We start from the raw sequence: 21,263 nt of genomic DNA on the forward strand, positions 1-21,263 counted from the left end.
TAGTTAAATCAATTAAGAGAGACAGTTTTCTATATTAGGAAACTGTCTCTTTTGTGTAAAATAATTGTTTTTAAATATTTGCTTTTATATATTTATCGAACAAAAGTGAAGGATAATGTTAAAAAACAAGAATCTTTTCATTAAATAAAAATAAAACTTTTTTAGAATACTGCCCCAACAAGAATGAATATATCAACTTTAACTTCCAGTCTTTTTGATGATAATGCACTTTGGAATAAATTGAAGGATGGTGATGAAAAATCATTTTCAATGTTATTTGAAAGGTATTATGCCGATTTAGTACGATATGGGAATTCGCTTTCTCCATTTGAGGAAAAAGTGCAGGACTGTATTCAGGATGTTTTTACTGATATTTGGATTTATCGAAGTTCACTCCAAAATTCGGTTGTTGTAAAAGCTTATTTATTGGCGAGTGTCCGAAAAAGAATTGCTCGTTTACATGAACGAGATCATATCTTTCGCAAAACTGCCAGTACAGATTCTATTGCTTTTCTTCTTGAATTTTCAGTAGATCATGAACTTTTAGATGACGCAGATGATGATGCAAAAGAAAAAATAGTTCACTTAAATAAATTGCTGAATGATTTACCGGCAAGACAGAAAGAAGCCTTGTATCTTCGTTATAATCAAGGTCTTAGCGTTGAGCAAATTGCCGAAATGCTGGATGTGAATTATCAATCTGCAAGTAATTTGTTGCATCGTGGTTTAATGAGTCTTCGCAAGGATTGGAAAGGGACTTTTTCCTTATTTCTTCTGCTATCTGCAAGTAGTTTTTAATTTTATTTCAAAAAAAATAAAAAAAATCACAATTTGGTGAGTATATAATAAGAGAGCTGTCCTCTATGTTTTTGTAACCTTATTTTTAGATGCAAAAACGTAACACATATACTCAAATTGAAGACTTCTTGTCAGACGAATCATTTCAATCCTGGATTTTGCTTAAAATTGACCAGGACGGTTGGGAAGAATGGACTCTAGAAAGTCTGCAGCGCGCTAAACTTGTTGAAGACGCCAGACTTTTGCTTTTAGCAATGAAAGTTCCAGAATCTGATTTATCAACGTCAGATGTTCAAAAAGCACTACAAAACACCTGGATTAAAATTGAAGAAAAGGAAAATGAAATACTTTTCAGTAAAAATGCTGGGACAAAGTTTTTCAAAAACTATTTTTTAACCGGTATTGCGGCCAGTTTATTCTTATGCCTGATTTCGATTTGGTACTATAAAAGTTATATTCCTGCAGACAATATTGTTACCTACAAAGAACTGATAGCTGAAAATAGTGAAGGATTAGTTGAGCAAACCAATAATTCGGACAATCCACAAATTATCACATTATCAGACGGAAGTTCCGTTTTATTACAGCCAAATAGTAAATTGAGTTACCCTAAAATCTTTACCGGGAACGAAAGAAAGGTGTATTTATCCGGCGAAGGTTTCTTTGAAATTAGTAAAAATCCTAAAAAGCCTTTTTTCGTTTACGCTAATGAGATTGTTACAAAGGTTGTTGGAACTAGTTTTAGAGTTAAAGCTTATTCTGATCAGCCTGATGTAGAAGTTCTTGTTCGCACCGGTAAAGTGAAGGTAAAATCAAATGATTTGGTTGCCAATTCAAATCAGGAAGAAGTGGTTCTTTTACCTAATCAGGCACTTCGTTTTTTTAGAAGTGATCTGAAATTCAATAAAATAACAAACATTACTCAAGATAAAGAGTTGGTACAGAATGTAGGCAATATTGAGCAGTTAAGTTTTGAATTTAGCGATATTCCGGTTTCACAAATCTTTGAGACAATCGAACAGGCCTATCTGGTTAAGATTGATTATCCTGTAAATAAATTGAAAGACTGTCATTTGACAACGTCACTCAGTGATCAGCCTTTGCCAGAAAAACTGAAAATTGTTTGTAAAAGTATTAGTGCTGAAACCAATTTTGAAATGAATGGTAATCAGATAATTATAATTTCTGAAGGCTGTAACTAATTGTGCTGCATAACTGTAATTATAAAGCATTTTTAATTTCTGTCTTTTTCAACTAAACTAAAAATTAACCAAAACCAAAACCAATTTTATAAGCCTATGTAAAAAACAATTGCATAAAAAAAGTGCCGAAATGCTGTAACATTATCGACACTTATTAGATTGAATTTCTCTCTGTAAAGAGATATTCAGTTCGTTTCTTAAAATACACGCGAATCAGTATTAATCAAAACAAACCAAAATTATGAAAAAACCAGTTGGTAAACAACGATTACTCCATCGAATCATGAAAATAACACTATTTCAGTTTGTCTTAGCACTTATATTTTCAAGTGTTACAATGGCAAACAGTGTAAATGGGCAAAAGAAATTAGATACTAAAGTTACAATTACAGTTGAAAATTTGACTTTAGACAATGCATTATCTAAAATTGAAAAGTCCGCACAAGTAAAATTTTCTTATAATTCAAGATTGCCTCAATTGAACCAAAAAGTAAGCATTGAAGCAAATCAAGAAACATTAGCTAGTATTCTTAGCAGAATTCTGGTTCCATTTAATATAACTTTTTCAGAAGTAAGCAATCAGATTGTTTTGCAAAAAAGTGTGTCGACAGACTCATTTTCAAGTACAGCAAATCATGATGGTTTAACAAATATATTTACGGCAGGTCCTATTATTAAAGGAAAAGTTACAGATGTTACCGGAAGTCCGCTTCCTGGAGCAACAGTAATGGCTAAAGGTTCTAAAATTGCCGTTCTAACAGATTTTGATGGAAATTTTTCTATTGAAATGCCTGCAAACAGTACAACTTTAGTAATTTCTTATGTTGGGATGGAAACAAAAGAAATTGGAATTTCAAATACTTCACCAACTATTGTTTTGACTGAATTAGGTCAAAACTTAAAAGAAGTTGTGGTAACAACAGGATATGAAAAAACTTCTAAAAGAACATTTACTGGTGCCATAAGCAAAATTTCTGGTGCCGAATTAAAAGTCGATGGTGTAGTTGACGTAAGCCGAATGATCGAAGGAAAAGCAGCGGGGGTTACCGTGCAGAATGTTACAGGTACTTTTGGTACAGCTCCTAAAATTACAGTTCGTGGTTCGTCTTCAATCTTTGGAGATACTAAACCATTATGGGTAATTGACGGTGTCGTTCAGGAAGATATCATCAATATGTCATTTGCAGATTTAGCATCTGGAAATTCAGCGACATTATTAAGTTCATCTGTAGCAGGTTTAAATGCAAACGACATTCAAAATATCGAAATTCTTAAAGATGCATCGGCTACGTCAATTTATGGTTCAAGATCGTTAAATGGAGTTGTAGTTGTAACGACCAAGGGAGGACGTAGAGATTCTCCATTAAAAATAACATACGGTCTAGAGCAAACTGTCAGAACAGTGCCAAACTACAGCCAATATGATATTTTAAATTCTCAGGAGTCTATGAGTATTTTTAAGGAAATGGAAGCTAAAGGTTATCTTGATCTGCCTTCAACCGTAAATGGAAGATATGGAGGAGCATACAACATTTTAGGAAGAGCAATAAATACTTACAACCCTGCAACAGGGACTTATTTAGTGAATAACGATCCTGTTAGTCGTAATAATTTCTTAAAGAAATATGAACTAGCTAATACAGACTGGTTTGAGGTTTTATTTAGACCATCTATTACGCAAAATCATTCTTTGAGTTTTTCTGGCGGAGGTAAGAACAATACGTTCTATGCTTCGTTAGGCTACTATACAGATCCAGGATGGACTATTGCTGATGATGTAAAACAAATATCAAGTAACCTAAAAGGGACATTTTTTATAAATGATAAATTGAACATTACATTATCGACACTAGCTTCTATTCGTGATCAGGGTGCTCCTGGAAGTTATGAAAGCGAAAAAGATGTTGTTTTTGGAAAAGTTACACGTGATTTTGATATCAATCCATTCAACTATGTTTTAAATACAAGTAGAACTTTGCGTCCATATGATGAAAATGGTAATCTTGAATACTATAGAAATAACTGGGCAAAAATGAATATTGTGAACGAATTAGCCAACAATTATATGGAAATTGAGGTTAAGGATATTCGTTTTCAATTGGATTTAGATTATAAAATATCTAAGCATTTGAATTATAACTTAACAGGTTCTGCACGTTATGCCAATACAAGTCGTGAGCACAAAATTTTAGAAGGCTCAAATGTTGTAGGCGCTTATAAAGCAGGTACACCAGAGGGTGAAGATGGGGTTAATACATTAGTGAGAAACGATAACATCTTTTTATATCAGGACCCGAATGACTTAAATGCTCCTAAAGTTTCTGTTTTGCCAAATGGAGGTTTCTTAAGAAAATTTACAAATGATATGACATCTTATAACTTAAGAAACAGTATTAATTATAGAAATATTTTTAACGAAAAACATGAAGTTGAAGGTTTATTCGGAACCGAAATGAGAGTAGTAGACCGTTCTAGCGATAATTTTACAGCTGCAGGTTTACAATACGACAGAGGTTTAACTGCCTTTACTGATCCAAGATTAATTGAAAAAATCATCAATGGAGGTGATTCTTATTATGGATTTAATGAAGAAAAAGAAAGAACAGTTGGTTTCTTTGGAAAAGTAGGATATACCTATGATCGTCGTTATACAGCATCTGTAACAGGACGTTATGACGGATCAAACAGACAAGGAAATAGTGATTCATCAAGATGGTTGCCAACCTATACTTTCAGTGGAAAATGGAACGTTGCTGAAGAAAAATTCATGAAAAATGTGGAATCAGTAAATACTTTAGCATTAAGAGCTTCTTACGGTTTAACAGCTACAGCTGGGCCTGCAACAAACTCTTTGGCAATTTATAAAAGTTATGTAACAGATCGTTTTAATTTGGATGACAGAGAAACTGGAATCAGAATTGAAGAATTGCAAAACGGAAATTTAACTTGGGAAAAACAATTCGAAACAAACATTGGAGTTGATCTTGGAATGTTTAACAACAGAGTTCAATTCACTACTGATGTTTATCGTCGTAAAGCATTTGATTTAGTTGATTACGTAATTACTTCCGGAATTGGAGGTCAAAGAATCAGACAAGGAAATAATGCTGATATGGAAACAAAAGGTTTAGAGGTTGCTTTTACAACTAAAAACTTCGATAACAGAGATTTCAAATGGACAACAACACTTAATTTTTCTGTATATAATCAGGAAATTACAAGATTGGAAAATACACCAACGGCATTTGATTTAGTTGATTCAAATGGAGGAAATACGTTAGGACATCCAAGAAATTCGTTATACTCTTATCAATTTACAGGATTAAATAATCAAGGTCTTCCAACATTCATTTTACAAGACGGAGCTGTAAACAATATTACAGAAGCTAATTTTCAGGATAATTTAAATGTGACGAAATATTTAAAATATGAAGGTTCAATCGAGCCAAATAAATCTATCGGTTTAGCCAATACATTCACTTACAAAAACTGGTCTTTATATGTGTTTTTTGTTGGATCAGGAGGAAACAAAGTTCGTTTAAATCCAATTTATGACAGTACTTATGATGACTTAACGGTATTTACAAAAGATTTCACAAACCGTTGGATTAATCCTGGTGATGAAAACTTCACCAATGTTCCGGTTATAGCAGACAGACGTTTAAATGCTAATTATGATGGAGCAAGAAATCTTGCTAAAGCCTACAACACTTATAATTATTCAGATGTTCGTATTGCAGACGGTGATTTTGTAAGATTAAAAAACATATCATTAAGTTGGGAATTTCCTAGTGATTTCAAGAAAAAAATAGGAGTAAGTACTTTTACTTTAAAAGGATCAGCGGTTAATCCGTGGCTACTTTATTCTGATAAAAGATTAAACGGTCAGGATCCTGAATTTCGTAATTCTGGAGGAGTTGCTTTACCAGTAACTTCTCAATACACATTTACTTTAAACCTTTCATTATAATATTCAAAATCATGAAAAACTTAAAAATAGCATTATCCCTATTAATACTTATATGTATTTCTAGCTGTGATGAGTTCCTGTCAGAAAAGCCAGATAACAGAACTGAAATTGACACACCTGCAAAAATATCAGAGTTGTTAGTTGAAGCGTATCCAAAAATGAGTTATTTCGAGATTGCTGAAACAATGTCAGATAACGTTTTTGATAGTGGATTGCCAGAAACATTACAAAAAAATGAGCAAAACTATAATTGGTTAATTCAAACTGAAACAACTGATATTGATACTCAAGCCTACTATTGGGATGCTTGCTATAATGCCATTGCACACGCTAACAAGGCTTTGGAGGCAATTGACCAATTAGGAAATCCGGCAAGTCTTAATCCGCAAAAAGGAGAAGCGCTTGTAGCAAGAGCTTATTCTCATTTTATGTTAGTTTCACTTTGGTCAAAACGTTATAATCCTGCGACAGCAGCTACAGATTTAGGAATTCCTTATGTTACAAAACCGGAAACTGAATTATTGACTAAATACAAAAGAAATACCGTTGCCGAAGTTTTTAGTTTTATAGAAAAAGACTTAGAAGAAGGTTTGAAATTGGTAACAAACGACTACAAAGAGCCTAAATTTCACTTTAATATTAATGCGTCAAAAGCTTTTGCAAGCAGATTTTATTTAGTGAAAGGAAATTGGGACAGAGTTCTTGAATTATCTAATGATTTCGCAACAAAGCCAGTAGGCAAATTAAGAGATTATTCTTCTTATGAATCTATAGGTGTCGAAGATCAGCAATTAAAATATGGTGCAAGCAGTGTTGAAACAAACTTGCTGATTGTTTCTGCTAATACAATTGTAAGCAGAGGTTATTATTTAAATCGTTTTAACTTATCTGGAACACGTCAGGGTGATGTTTTCGGAGGAGCTACAAACCTTTTTGGAAAACCGTATTATTATAATCTTTATTCTTCAAATAGTAGTATTACTTTATTTGTTCCAAAGTTTTATGAATACTTCAAATATTCAAATGTAACTGCTGGAATTGGAGATCCATACGTTGCAGAAGTTTTACTAAGTAATGATGAGTTTTTCTTAAACAGAATTGAAGCTCATGTTATGAAAGGCCAGACTGCTATAGCGAACGAAGAATTGGAATATTTTTTAGCTACAAGAACGCCAACCTATAATAGTACGACAGATAAAGTTACAGAAGCAAAAGTTGTGGCAAAATTCCCGGTTATTGCAGATGAATACACACCATTTTACCCAATGACAGCTGTTCAGACTTCTTACATAAAAGCGATTGCAGAAACAAGAAGAAGAGATTTTATACATGAAGGATTGAGATGGTTTGATATTAAGCGTTTTAACATTGTTGTTAAACATGAAACGGCAAACAAGCCGGTTAATACATTAACAAAAGATGATAATCGCAGAGCTTTACAAATTCCATTGCATGCATCAAACACTGGCGTAGAACTAAATCCTAGATAACTAAAAATTAAAATTATGAAATTATTAAAATATAATAAAATTGCGGTTTTGGCTATAGTTTCAATGACTCTAATTTCATGTGGGAACGACGAGATGCCAGGAGAAAGTCAATTAGACTACACGCAACCAGTAAAAACGACTTTAGATAATTGGATTACAACAAATTATTTAAATCCATATAATATTAACGTTCAATATAAATGGAATCAAAATACAGTTGATAACAGCCGTTATTTATTTCCTCCGACAGTTGATAAAGTACAGCCTGCGCTGGAAATTGTACAGACAATCTGGCTTAAAAGTTATGCAACAATTGGAGGCCCGGATTTCGTTAAAAAAATTGCTCCAAGAGAAATTGTTTTAGTAGGAGGAGTGAATTTGAATAGTGTTGGTACAAGAACCTTAGGTTTAGCAGAAGGTGGACAACGTGTTACCTTGTTTGAAACCGATTATATTGATAAATCGGATCGTGCAAACGTTTCGGAGTTTATACATACCATTCAGCACGAGTATATTCACATTTTAAATCAGAATAAACCATTTGATGAAAAAGCATGGAAAGCACTAACACCAGGTGGTTACACCGCAGATTGGTACAATTATGATATACCGGAATCAAATGAACTTGGATTTATTACAAGTTATGCGAGATCAAATATTAATGAAGATTTTGCTGAAACGGCTTCTATGATCCTAATCTATTCAAAAGCGGAATATGCTGCATTTTTAGCTGGTATTCAAAGTCCAACTGCTCTTGCTGCACTAAAAGCAAAAGAAGCCATTGTAGTGAAATATTTTAAAGAAGCTTTCAATATGGATTTCTATGCTTTAAGAGATGAAGCCGAAAAAAACACAACAGCTGTAATAACTAATTAAAAAGAAGTATTATGAAAATAAATTTTATATATAAGTACTTATTTGCAACGCTTTTGGTGTTGTACTTGGGCAGCTGTAGCAATAATACAGATGCGGAACAAATTTTTGACCAAACTCCAACTGAGCGTTTAAATGCTCAAAAAAGTGAGCTAAGTAATTTATTGCTTTCTTCAGAATTTGGATGGAAAGCAGTTTATTTTACCGATAACACTGTTTTAGGAGGTTACACACACTTGTTCAAATTTGCCAAAGACGGAACGGTACAAATGGCTTCAGATTTTGATAGTGATACTAATGTTTATAAAAGCGAGTATGAAGTTCAGTTAGGAAGCACTGTGAGTGTTGTTTTTACGACTAGAAACAGAATTCACCTTTTGTCAGAGTCAGACAATTACCCAATTCCTGCTTTAAGAGCAAAAGGATATTTAGGAGATTTTCAGTTTTTATACTACGGACAAGAAAATGGTGAAATCATTTTTAGAACAAACAGAAGTGGAGAGGAATTACGTTTTGTAAAAGCAACTGCTAATGATTGGACAGATCTTCCTAAAAACATTTTAATGGAGCAAAATGTTATTGGAGGAGATGACAGACCACTTTTCAGATTGCTTGAAACAAACGATGGTAAAGCGATTCATAAATTTGATTTTTCATTTAGCGCGATAACTCGTTTTGCGGAATCAAACTCTATAGAAAGTGGTTATACTGTTAGTTATAATATGGGAGTTGGATATACACCAACTGGAATCGTAGTAAGTCCAGCAGTTGAAGTAGGTGAACAAAAACTTACCAATTTTACTTATAATAGCACAGATGGAAGTTTTACAGCAACAGGAACTGGAGGCGTAAGTGCTGTTATAAAATACACAGATAAACCTCTCGTTCTTACAGACGATTATAAAATAATGCTTCCAGGAAAAGTATATTCAAGATTTGGTTATTATCCTAATGATTATACAGAAGATGCTGTAACGAATTCAGTATTATTTAAAGCGGAATTGGCAAAAATTAATGCAGCATTACCAGCTGGTCAGAGCATTTCTTCTGTGCAAATTTATATGAATCATTCACTTGGAAATTTTATTTATTACACTTTTGTGGGTAGAGCAGCTTTACAGCATTACGTAGATGTAGTTGAAGATCCGGTTGGAAAGAAAATAATTCTGAAGCATAAATCATGGAACGGAAACACAACTGTTGCAACTCCAGCATTTCTTGCAGGTTTTGACAAAAATTTGATGGATGCCAACGGACTTTATGTGAAGAAAGAAAGCTTTAGATTATTCTATTCAAACACAGTTTACACTTTTACGAGTTCGTCAACTCCTTTTAGAATGACAACATGGCAACTTAATTAATTTTTAGTTTTATTTTAATTTTGGAGGAAAAGCAGCTCAAAATTTGAGCTGCTTTTTTTCACTTTTTCAAAGAATGAATATCAATTTTTAAATAAATTAAATATCTAGAAAATATGGTAAAAAAATTGTAACTCCAGTAAATGTAATTTTCCTTTTTTGGGGATTAGTATTAGTGACATTTTCAGAATCATATCCTCAATACACTAGGTATTATTTATATGCATCAATTCTTGTTATTCTTCCAGTAATTATTGTCAATTTTATAAAACAGAGAAAAGAAGACAAACGTAATGGAACAACAGAGTTTCAATCTGCGATTTATAGAATGCTTTTTATGGCAGTATTACTTGGAATCGCCTATTTTATAACACGACAAAATTATTTATAGATTTTATTTTTTGTTTTTATTATTTTGAGCGAAAAGCAATCCAAAATTGGATTGCTTTTTTTTTGTTTAAAAATGAACATAAAATGCCATTTTTTGTATTCCAAATTTTATTAAACGCCCAAATAATCTATATTTGTAATTCAAAAAATAAAAACGAATACCTTAATATGAAATTACTAGAAGGAAAAGTAGCAATCATTACAGGCGCTAGCCGCGGAATCGGAAAAGGAATTGCTGAAGTTTTTGCTAAACACGGCGCAAACGTAGCATTTACATATAGTTCATCTGCTGCATCTGCAGAAGCTCTTGAGGCTGAATTGAACGGCTTAGGAGTTAAAGCTAAAGGTTACCAATCAAATGCAGCTGATTTTAATGAAGCACAAGCTTTTGTTGACGCTGTTTTAGCTGATTTTGGAACTGTGGATATTTTGATCAACAACGCCGGAATTACAAAAGATAACTTATTAATGCGTATGTCCGAAGCTGATTTCGACCAAGTTATTGATGTTAACTTGAAATCTGTTTTCAATATGACAAAAGCAATTCAAAAAACATTCTTAAAACAACGTGCTGGTTCTATCATCAATATTAGTTCTGTTGTTGGTGTTTCTGGGAATGCTGGTCAAACTAACTACGCAGCTTCTAAAGCGGGTGCAATTGGTTTTACAAAATCTGTAGCACTTGAATTAGGTTCTCGTAATATTCGTTGCAACGCAATTGCTCCAGGTTTTATCGAAACTGAAATGACTGCAAAATTACCTGAAGATGTAGTAAAAGGATGGAGAGACGGAATTCCGTTGAAACGTGGTGGAACTACTGAAGATGTTGCAAATGCTTGTCTTTTCTTAGCTTCAGATATGAGTGCATACGTTACAGGACAAGTTCTTAATGTTTGCGGAGGAATGCTTACCTAAGATTCTAAGTTGCTAAGGTTCTAAGGTGCTAAGTTTTTTATTCTGACTCTGGAAAAGAACACAATTTTTAATCTGATCACTGCAAACTGATACTGAATACTAAATATATATGACTACAAACACGATTTTTTTATTATTACTTTCTTTAATAATTGCTAGTGGCTTGTCGTATTTTCAATATTTTTTTAAAGCCAAAAACAAATCGAATCTGATTTGGTTTTTGGCTTTTTTACGTTTTGTGGCGATTTTTGCGTTATTGGTTTTATTGATAAATCCGATAATTTCTAAAAGTTCGCTTGAAATCACCAAAACACCTTTGGCAATTGCTGTTGATAATTCAAGCTCGATTGAAGCTTTGAAATCAGATAAAAAATCAGTTGAATTATACAAAAAACTGATTTCAAATCCTGCTCTTAAAGAGAAATTTGACATTCAGTCTTATCAATTTGATGCCGATTTTAAGTCTTCTGATAAATTTGATTTTAAGGGAAAACAAACCAATCTTGATGAAGTTGCCAAAAATCTAAAAAGCATTAACAAAAACCTGATTTTTCCAACGGTTATTATTACCGACGGAAATCAGACCACAGGAAACGATTATGTATATCGATTTGATCCTGTAAATAAAGTTTATCCTTTGGTTGTGGGAGATACAACTACTTTTTTTGATTTAAAAATCAATCAGCTCAACGTAAACAAATACGCTTTTCATAAAAATAAATTTCCTGTCGAAGTTTTTCTGCAGTATTCCGGAGACAAAGCCGCAACGGCTGATTTTACAATTTCACAAGGAAATTCGGTTGTAGCAAAAGAGAAAGTTTCTTTTTCTCCATCAAAAAAAACAGCTTCTTTGAATTTGCTTTTGCCGGCAGATAAAGTAGGATTGCAAATTTTTAGAGCTTCAATTTCTTCAAGTGCAAAAGAAAAAAACAGTTACAATAATATTAAGAATTTTGCTGTCGAAATAATAGATCAAAAATCTACAATTGCAATTGTTTCGGCTATAAATCATCCGGATATTGCAGCTTTAAAACGTTCAATTGAAGTTAATGCGCAGCGTAAAGTGATTTTGGTTAAACCAAATGATATCAATCAATTACAAGAAGCTTCGGTTTTGGTTTTGTACCAACCAAATGCATCTTTCAAATCGGTATTTGACAATAATAAATTAGCAGGAAGAAATACTTTTATTATCACAGGAAACAATACCGATTTCAATTTTTTAAATCAGCAGCAAAATAATCTGATTTTTAAAATGAGCGGGCAGACTGAAGATTATTTATCTGAATTCCAGTCTCAGTTTAATTTGTTTGCAACTGATAATATTGGTTTTGAAAATTTCCCGCCATTGCAAAATGCATTCGGAACCATTACAACAAACGGAAATGTTTCAGTTTTGCTTTCTTCAAGAATTAGAAACGTTTCTACAAATGCGCCTTTATTGGCTTTCGCCGAAAATCAAGGAAAAAGAACGGCTTTTCTTTTAGGAGAAAACAGCTGGAAATGGCGTTTGCAAAGTCATATTGATAATCAGTCATTTGAAAAATACGATCTTTTTATTGATAAGATTGTTCAGTTTTTAGCAACTTCGGCTTCAAAAAAATCATTGGTTGTTACGCATGAAAGTTTTTACAATTCAGGTGATGAACTTGTAATCAACGCACAGTATTTTAATAAAAACTACGAATTTGACGAAAAAGCGAGATTAACAATTTCGGTTACAAATACAGAAACGAAGCAAAGCAAAAACTACGATTTATTGAAAGGAAATAATTCATATTCTGTAAATTTAGACGGATTAACGGCTGGAAAATACAACTTCACAGTAAAAGAACTAAATTCAAATACTTCATATTCAAGTCATTTTGAGATTTTAGATTTTGATATCGAAAAACAATTCGTAAATCCTGACGTTATAAAATTAAAGCAATTGGCATTACAGACAAACGGAAAAGCTTTCTTTGAAAATCAGGCAGATGATTTGATTAATGCACTTTTAGAAAACAAAGAATACAAATCAATAGAAAAGAATGTAACCACCAAAACTCCAATAATAGACTGGGTTTGGTTGTTGATTTTAATTGCTGCCTTATTGACAACGGAATGGTTTGTTAGAAAATATAACGGATTGTTGTGATGGAATATAATCGAATTCCTTGTAGCATTTTGTAATCGTGAGGTTATAAATCAAAAGTCTAAAATTATGAAGGTTAAATTCTTTTTTATTGTAGCAATTTTGATGGTAATTTTTTGTCTTTTTTCATTTTCAGAGACAAATAATAGCAACAAAAGCAATCTTTTGGAAAACACGATTCAGCAACGTTTTCAACTGCCTCAGGGATTTGTGCGGGACGAGGATTCTAAAACTTCGTTTGGTTTTTTTTTGCGAAATCTTCCATTAAAACCATTGGGTTCAAATGTTTTGTATTTTGATGGAACTATAAAACCAAATCGAAACGTTTATGAAGCGGTTGTGGATTTACCCATTGGGAAACAGGATTTGCATCAATGTGCTGATGCCGTGATGCGTCTGCGAGCGGATTACTTTTATAGCCAAAAACAGTACGATAAAATACATTTTAATTTTACAAATGGTTTTCGAGCTGATTTTACTAAATGGGCCGCAGGTTTCAGAATTGCAGTTAAAGGCAATAAAACTAGTTGGGTTAAAACCGCAAAACCATCTGACAGTTATGAAACTTATTGGAAATACTTAGAAACGGTTTTTATGTATGCAGGAACGGCTTCGTTAGAAAAAGAACTAAAACCAATTAATGCTTCAGACATAAAAATAGGAGATGTTTTTATAAAAGGAGGCTTTCCAGGTCACGCAGTTATTGTAGTTGATATGGCTGTGAATCCAAAAAACAATCAAAAAATTATGCTTTTGGCACAAAGTTATATGCCTGCGCAGGAAATTCAAATATTGAAAAATCCAAATAATAGTTCGTTGGGTCCTTGGTACGCTGTCGATTTTGAAACTTCTCTGAAAACACCCGAATGGACTTTTAGTTCCTCACAATTAAAACGTTTTTAAATGAAACGATTCTTTTTTTTAGTCCTTATATTTCAAAATGCTTTTTCGCAAGAAATCCCATTGAATGTTCAAAAATTAATTAAAGCATATCCAGATCAAATAGTTGGTTATAAGGATAATAAAATTATTTTTAGTGATAAATCAAATTTAATTTATGATGATTTTAAAAATAAAACGAATCAAGAATTATTAGATAATCCTGATATTGAGGATCAATTTAAGTTTGTTTATAATAAAGCAGATAAGAATTTAATTCCAAAGGAAGATGCAGGAAGAATTCGAAATGAAGCTTTTTTTAAGAAAATTTACGGAAATTCAAAATCAGAAGTTGAATCAAAAATGACTGAAATTATTTGGTGCCCGAAATTAGTCAATCAGACTATAAAAGTAACAACCGTAAACGGGATTGATAAAATAGTAAAGAAACTCTCGGCAGAATTAGATAATAATCCAGAATTTAAAAAAAACATTAGTGATATTGGAGGTACATTTAATTGGCGAAATATTTCCGGAACAAACCGATTGAGTATGCATAGTTATGGAATGACGATAGATATTAATGTCAAAAATTCTAGTTATTGGCAATGGGATTGTAAATGTAAAAATGAAGATGCTACTCTTTCGTATAGAAATCAGATTCCCCTCAAGTTAGTTTCAATTTTTGAAAAATATGGCTTTATTTGGGGAGGAAATTGGAAACATTATGACACAATGCATTTTGAGTATCGACCTGAGCTTTTGTTATAAATTTTAAATATTTTATTGCAAAAAAAATATTACGGAGATAAGCGGATTACGAATTAAAAATTTATGATTATGGATTTCAGGCTAAAAGTATTTTACACCGTTGCGCTCCGCCTTAATTTTACTAAAGCGGCGACCGAATTGTATATTACACAGCCAGCCGTTTCAAAACACATTCAGGAACTCGAAGAAACTTATAAAACAAAGTTGTTTGAACGAAACGGTTCTAAAATTGCTTTAACTCCAGCGGGGCATATTCTGTTTAAGCATACAAAAGAAATTTTTGAAATTTACCGAGAAATTGATTTTGAAATGAGTTCGTTCATCAGTGAACGCCAAGGCTTATTGCGGTTAGGAGCGAGCACAACAATTTCGCAATATGTTATTTCGCCCGTTTTGGCTCGTTTTCATCAGAAACAAAAAGATATAAAAGTCAATTTGCTGAATGGAAATACAGAACAAATTGAAAATGCCTTGATCAATAAAGAAATCGAAATCGGGATTGTAGAGGGACAATCAAAAAATCAGTTAATTAAGTATATTCCGTTTTTGAAAGATGAGTTAGTATTGGTTTGCAGCAGTAAAAATCTGTTTGCGAAACAAAATGAAATTTCGGTAAATGATTTAAAATCAATGAAATTCATAACTAGAGAACGTGGTTCTGGAACACTTGAAGTTATTGAATTTGCTTTGAAAAATATAAATTTAAAACTTTCTGATTTACAGATTGAGATGCAGTTAGGAAGTACTGAAAGTATCAAATCCTATCTTTTAAATTCGGATTGTTTTGCTTTTATGTCGATTCACGCTGTAGGAAATGAGTTGAAAAACAAAGAATTGATTGTTTTAGATGTTGAAAATTTAACCATTGAGAGATATTTCTATATTATTACTTTGTTGGGGAAATCCGATCCTTTATCTGAATTGTTTACTCAGAATATTTTCTCTCATTATAACTTGAAGTTATAGAGGATTGTTATTTGCGATTGGCAATTCTACTAAAAAGAACTGACCTTTGCAAAGTATAATTTCAATTATCCCATTTTGAAAACAAAACAACAATCAGCATCGCAATTATTTGAAATCAGCGAATCTTTACAGCAAGTGCTTTTTGCCGTAATAGTTTTGTTGTGTTTATTTTCAATTATTTCTCCACCAATTGCATTATTATTAGGAGTTGTTCTGGTGAATGTTTTTGGAAATCCATTTGTAGAATTTAATGGAAAAGCAATTACATTTTTATTGCAATTTTCTGTAGTTGGCTTAGGTTTTGGAATGAATGCTTCTAGTGCAATTTCAGCAGGAAAAGAAGGTTTCATACTTACTGTGTTTTCAATTTTCAGCACTTTGATCTTCGGATTTCTTTTAGGAAAATGGTTGAAAACGGAGAAAAAAACATCTCACTTAATTTCATGCGGAACAGCGATTTGTGGAGGAAGTGCTATTGCCGCCATTTCTCCTGTAATAAAATCAAATGAAAATCAAACTTCGATTGCTTTGGGTGTCATTTTTATATTGAATTCAATCGCGTTATTTGTTTTTCCGTTTATTGGACATCAATTGGATTTATCCCAAAAAGATTTCGGCTTATGGTGTGCAATCGCGATTCACGACACAAGTTCTGTGGTTGGTGCGGCTAATAAATATGGTGCTGAAGCTTTGCAAATTGCAACAACAGTTAAATTGGCGAGAGCATTATGGATTATTCCAATTTCTATCATAACTGCTTTGATTTTCAAGAACAAAAATTCAAAAATTAAAATTCCTTATTTCATCGGATTGTTTGCTTTGGCAATGTTGTTGAATTCTTACGTTCCAAATATTTCTAATTTTGCGCCACATATTGTAAGTATTGCCAAAATTGGATTGACAATAACTTTGTTTCTTATTGGCACCACTTTAAATATCAGCACTTTAAAAACAGTAGGAGTGAAGCCTTTGCTTCAGGGAGTTTTTCTTTGGATTTTTATAGCGGTTCTGGCATTAATCGCCATTATTTTTCTGAAATAATAAGTTATTTAATGTTTGAAAATTTCACAATTGGTTTGCCAATCAAATTATAACGTTTTCCATTAAACAAAAATCGTCTTTCAATTTCAAAATCAAATTGCTTTTTGGTTTTAGCCATTGCACTGATTTCAGTAGGAAGATTAACTTCAAACTCGTCTTCCGCTTGAGCAGCTTTGTCAAATGAACCGTTTGTTTTAATAATAATATCTCTAAAATATTTTTTGTTTGAATCTGGAGCAATTGCATAAGAACTTGTCCATGTTGTGCTTGCAACATTGGTGAGTTGATATTCATGAACCTCCAAAATAGGCTGATATTTACCTCCAAAACCAGCAACTAAATATAGATAACCTTCAAAAGGCCCGCCCGCACCTCCATTTACATGTAAAAGAGTGAAAGCATATTGATCTTCACCAATTTGTATAAGTTTTGGGGTTGGACATTGGGCAAAAGCGCCAAAAGCAGCAACACCAGGCTGAAAGGATTTCATTTCCCATAATGTTCCGTTTTTTGCAAATTTGGCAATCCCTAATAAACCTCCGGAAAATCGGCCAGTCTGTAAACCATCTTCGTCGTAAAAAGAATGATTGAAAGTTAGAATTTTAAATTGATTTCCTTTTGAATCAGAGTAATCAATATTGGATAGAAGTCTTGTTGCAACTCCTTCAGAATAAGGAAATAATTGATCGCCTTCAACACCATTAACATCAATAAAAGAAGTTGGTTTGCAGTTTTTGCAAGTCCAGCTTATAAAAGTGTTTTTATCTGCTAAATGATATAATTTTCCAGGAAACAATTTTTGCATAGTTTTTATAGCATCAAAAGGATCAGCTATTTTAAGTGATCGGGAAGTATTTAATATAGTGTCGCTGACATTTTTTAATTGAACTTCCGGCGTTTGAGAAAAACTGAAAAAATTAAAAACAATAAAGAGAAAACTTGTATGAATAAGACGCATAAAAAGGGTTTTGAACTATAACAAACATACAAAGAAAAAATGATTGAAGATGTGAACTTATTGTAGTTATAGTGTTTAAAAACTAAAAAAAGTTAAAATAACAGAATCTTAAATGGTTCTCTTTTGAATTATCTTTAAAATAAGCTAAATTTGACCCCTCAAATAACAAAAACAAATGAAAAACTTCAAGATGAGACCAAAGTTAATTGCTTTTTTTGCCTTAATTATTGGTTTTTTTACTCTGTCATGGGGAATTGTAGGCCATGAAAGAATTAATAAAGCTGCTGTAATGGCTTTGCCAAAACAATTACAAGTATTCTTTTACAATCACATCGATTTTATTACTCAGGAAGCTTCAGTTCCAGACATTCGTAAGTATGCCTTAAATTATAAAGACGAAAATCCAAGACATTATTTTGACATGGAAAATTTCGGAGCTGTTGACAGCATTCCACAAACAATGGAAGAAGCAAAGAAAAAATATGATGCTAAATTCTTGAATGACAACGGAATTTTGCCTTGGTATATTGAAGATATGATGGCAAAACTGACTAAGGCTTTTAAAGATAAAAATAGAGCTGAGATTTTGTTTCTTGCTGCAGATTTAGGTCACTACATTGGAGATGCACATATGCCTTTGCATACATCTGCAAATCATGACGGACAATTAAGCGATCAAAAAGGAATTCATTCATTATGGGAAAGTAGATTACCTGAATTATTTGCTAAAAACTATAAATTAAATGTTCCTGAAGCACAATATTATGGAGATGTTCATAAAGCAATTTGGGCAATGATTAATGATACACACAGTTTAGTAAAACCGTTATTAGATATTGATAAAAAATTAAGAACATCAACTCCGGAAGATGCTGTATTTAAAAAAGATGCAGACGGAAAAATATTAAAAACGAAATATAATACTGCTGTTTTCGCTGATGAATATGCTGAAAAATTGCATAAAGATTTGAACGGAATGGTAGAAAGCCAAATGAAAAAAGCTATCACTGCAACAGCAAGTTTTTGGTACACGGCTTGGGTAAATGCAGGAAAACCAGATTTAAGTGGTTTAGATTCACCAGCAGTTACACAAAGAAATTACCAATCTTTACAGGATGATTTAAAACTGTATCAAAAAGGAGATTTATTCGGGATGAAGAATCAAAACGATTAATTATTTTTTGTTTCAAGTTTAAAGTTTCAGGTTACAGGTTAATTTGAAATTTAAAGTAAAAGATAAAGCCTCAAATTCATTTGAATTTGAGGCTTTATCTTTTGTCTTTCTTCTGGTTTCTTTCTTCTATCTTCTTTTTTCCATTCTAGCGAAGTTTTGCATACAATTTAGCGTTCTTCGCTTTCAGATCGTTAAACTGATATTGTTTTTCTTTTAATACATATGATGCCGATTGATAAAAGGAAATAGCATCATTTACCAAATCAGTTTTTTCTGTTTTCAATGGAATTTCTTCACACATAATTTGAAATTCAGGAGCAACTCCAGCAGTTGGTTTTAGTTTTAAACTATATTGCTTTACTGTTTGTTTAGGCGATAAAATAGTCAAAACATTGTCTTTTATCAATCCTAAATCCTGGTACGTTGCAATAAAAGCTCTCGGTTTATAATCGGCTTTAAAAACGTCCTGACCGAAAAACTTACTTTGATAATCAAAATGTAGCAATCCGAAAAGTGTAGGCATCAAATCAATCTGAGACATTAATTGATTGTATTTTGCTGGTTTTTCATTTGGAGTATAAATAAAAGCAGGTATTCTATATTTATCCAACGGAAGCTGTGTTTTTCCGGCACTTGAAGCGCAGTGATCTGCAACAATAACGAAAACGGTTTTTTTAAACCAAGGTTGTTTGCTTGCCATTTCGAAGAATTTTCGAAGCGCAAAATCCGTATACTTTACACCGCCTTCACGAGATTTAATATCGCCTGGAATGTCGATTTTGTTATTTGGATAAGTAAAAGGCCTGTGATTGCTGACCGTCATAATATGATTGAAAAAAGGCTTGTTTTCTTGAGCTTCGGCATTCATCACTTTTATTGCCTTATTGTACATGTCTTCATCACAAACGCCCCAAACATTTGAAAATGTAATTTCTTCGGGTGAAAAACTTGATTTGTCAACAATTTGATATCCATTTCCTGAAAAGAAATCTTTCATATTATCAAAGAATGCATCACCTCCGTACATAAATTTTACGTTATAACCTTTTTGTCTGAAAACAAATCCGGTTGAAAACTTGTTTTTGTTGTCTTCACGTTTAACAACGCTTTCTCCCGCCGTTGGAGGAAGGCATAAAGTTACTGCTTCAAGTCCGCGAACAGTTCGGTTTCCGGCAGCATATAGATTAGTGAACTGAAGGCTTTTTTGCGCTAAACTATCTAAGAATGGCGTTATGTTTTGTTTATTTCCATAAGCTTTCATGAAATCGGCGCTGTAGCTTTCGATCGTAATTAGAACAACATTTTTATGATTTTCAAGAGAATCGCTGTTAATTTCACGAATGGTATTTTGACCTGAAATATTAGGGAAGTTTTCTTTTAAATTGGCAAAAGCTTTATTGTTTGGCAGTGTTTTATAAAATTTGAAATAATCTAATTTGTTATTCTGAAATGCTAAATAAAACTTATACAATCCGTTTGATTGTAACTCGTTAACAAAGACATTTTTAGAGTTTTCAGTTTTTGATAAATTCGGAACTGCGAACAAAGAAATCAAAAACAAACCGATATAAATTCCTGAAATTTTCAGTTTCTCTTTTAGGTTCGGAATATCTTCAATATAGTTTTTAGATCTTTTTAAAATAAAATAAGTTATAGCGGCGGTAATAGCAAAAAGTACTGAAAATATTGGAATTACCGGGTAAGATTGCATAATATTTCCGATTACCTCATTAGTGTAAATCAGATAATTAACCGCAATGAAATTATATTTTACACCAAATTCATTCCAAAAGAAATATTCACTTAAACCGTTTTGAAGAATCAGCAGAACGTAAAGGAAAATTACAAAAGCAAAAAGCCAGTATCTAATTTGGTCTCTCCATTTGGGAAGAAAAAGCAACAAAGAAAAAAGTAATGTTTTGATTCCGACAAATATCAAAACAATTCGTGGCAAAGCGCCGCCATATTCATCTAAAATACTTTTTCCCGAAGCGATATATAAAAGTAAGGCAACAAAACCACCCAGAATTATATATCCATATGGCTTGTTGTATTTCAAATTAGAAATAAAAATTAAATAAAGCCATAAGAATACGCTTGCCAATACAAAAACGAAAAGATCAGAAATTAATCCTAAACTGAAAATTTTTAAACTTTCTAAAATTGTAAAGGAACTTTGCGTGATTGGATGGAAAAAAAGTACAATTCGCAAGAGAAAGCTAACGAGGAAATAGAAAATTGCGAGATTGTAAAAAGGTGAAAGCTTTTTGTAAATCATGGTATTATATTTTGTGCAAAATTAATTTGCATTAATGAATGAGAGATGAAGAGATGCTTTTACCTT

15 protein-coding genes are annotated in these 21,263 nt (G+C 32.3%); 13 read left to right on the forward strand and 2 right to left on the reverse strand.

Annotation, left to right across the window (positions count from 1 at the left end):
- Nucleotides 1-183: 183 nt before the first annotated feature.
- The 12 genes from ACWA1B_RS13765 to ACWA1B_RS13820 all read left to right on the forward strand — a co-directional run bounded on the left by ACWA1B_RS13765 (nt 184) and on the right by ACWA1B_RS13820 (nt 16,787).
- A complete protein-coding gene (locus ACWA1B_RS13765; protein WP_456907793.1) occupies nt 184-798 on the forward strand; it encodes an RNA polymerase sigma factor in 615 nt (204 codons plus the stop codon).
- Nucleotides 799-887: 89 nt separating this feature from the next.
- Complete coding sequence (locus tag ACWA1B_RS13770) at nt 888-2,000, forward strand: FecR family protein (RefSeq protein WP_456907795.1); 1,113 nt, start codon at nt 888-890, stop codon at nt 1,998-2,000.
- Nucleotides 2,001-2,241: 241 nt separating this feature from the next.
- Nucleotides 2,242-5,970: a SusC/RagA family TonB-linked outer membrane protein gene (locus ACWA1B_RS13775; RefSeq protein ID WP_456907797.1), complete on the forward strand. Its 3,729-nt coding sequence runs from the start codon at nt 2,242-2,244 to the stop codon at nt 5,968-5,970.
- 11 nt (nt 5,971-5,981) lie between these two features.
- Complete coding sequence (locus tag ACWA1B_RS13780) at nt 5,982-7,460, forward strand: RagB/SusD family nutrient uptake outer membrane protein (RefSeq protein ID WP_456907799.1); 1,479 nt, start codon at nt 5,982-5,984, stop codon at nt 7,458-7,460.
- A 15-nt stretch (nt 7,461-7,475) separates the two neighbouring features.
- Complete coding sequence (locus ACWA1B_RS13785) at nt 7,476-8,336, forward strand: substrate import-associated zinc metallohydrolase lipoprotein (protein WP_456907801.1); 861 nt, start codon at nt 7,476-7,478, stop codon at nt 8,334-8,336.
- Between the two features lie 11 nt (nt 8,337-8,347).
- The gene (locus tag ACWA1B_RS13790) at nt 8,348-9,694 is read left to right on the forward strand and encodes a DUF4302 domain-containing protein (protein WP_456907803.1); all 1,347 of its coding nucleotides are present in this window, start codon (nt 8,348-8,350) and stop codon (nt 9,692-9,694) included.
- Nucleotides 9,695-10,249: 555 nt separating this feature from the next.
- Nucleotides 10,250-10,996, forward strand: a complete 747-nt coding sequence (gene fabG, locus ACWA1B_RS13795) for a 3-oxoacyl-[acyl-carrier-protein] reductase (RefSeq protein ID WP_456907805.1) — start codon at nt 10,250-10,252, stop codon at nt 10,994-10,996.
- Nucleotides 10,997-11,105: 109 nt separating this feature from the next.
- Nucleotides 11,106-13,133, forward strand: coding sequence for a hypothetical protein (locus ACWA1B_RS13800; RefSeq protein WP_456907807.1), 2,028 nt, complete (start codon nt 11,106-11,108; stop codon nt 13,131-13,133).
- A 66-nt stretch (nt 13,134-13,199) separates the two neighbouring features.
- Nucleotides 13,200-14,033 (forward strand): DUF4846 domain-containing protein, encoded by an 834-nt coding sequence (locus ACWA1B_RS13805; protein ID WP_456907809.1) that lies wholly within the window; start codon nt 13,200-13,202, stop codon nt 14,031-14,033.
- Entirely contained in the window at nt 14,034-14,780 is a 747-nt protein-coding gene (locus ACWA1B_RS13810) for a M15 family metallopeptidase (RefSeq protein WP_456907811.1), read from the forward strand.
- Nucleotides 14,781-14,849: 69 nt separating this feature from the next.
- On the forward strand, nt 14,850-15,746 hold the full coding sequence (locus ACWA1B_RS13815) for a LysR family transcriptional regulator (RefSeq protein WP_456907813.1): 897 nt from the start codon (nt 14,850-14,852) through the stop codon (nt 15,744-15,746).
- A 75-nt stretch (nt 15,747-15,821) separates the two neighbouring features.
- Nucleotides 15,822-16,787: a YeiH family protein gene (locus ACWA1B_RS13820; protein WP_456907815.1), complete on the forward strand. Its 966-nt coding sequence runs from the start codon at nt 15,822-15,824 to the stop codon at nt 16,785-16,787.
- A gap of 4 nt (nt 16,788-16,791) precedes the next feature.
- On the opposite strand, the gene ACWA1B_RS13825 is transcribed toward ACWA1B_RS13820, so the two are convergent.
- A complete protein-coding gene (locus tag ACWA1B_RS13825; RefSeq protein WP_456907817.1) occupies nt 16,792-17,745 on the reverse strand; it encodes a hypothetical protein in 954 nt (317 codons plus the stop codon).
- Between the two features lie 175 nt (nt 17,746-17,920).
- Here ACWA1B_RS13825 and ACWA1B_RS13830 point away from each other — a divergent pair, with 175 nt between their 5' ends.
- Nucleotides 17,921-18,919 (forward strand): zinc dependent phospholipase C family protein, encoded by a 999-nt coding sequence (locus ACWA1B_RS13830; RefSeq protein ID WP_456907819.1) that lies wholly within the window; start codon nt 17,921-17,923, stop codon nt 18,917-18,919.
- Between the two features lie 145 nt (nt 18,920-19,064).
- Here ACWA1B_RS13830 and ACWA1B_RS13835 read toward each other — a convergent pair whose 3' ends face one another.
- A complete protein-coding gene (locus ACWA1B_RS13835) occupies nt 19,065-21,197 on the reverse strand; it encodes an LTA synthase family protein (RefSeq protein WP_456907821.1) in 2,133 nt (710 codons plus the stop codon).
- Nucleotides 21,198-21,263: the final 66 nt, after the last annotated feature.

This window comes from Flavobacterium xizangense, assembly GCF_054075145.1.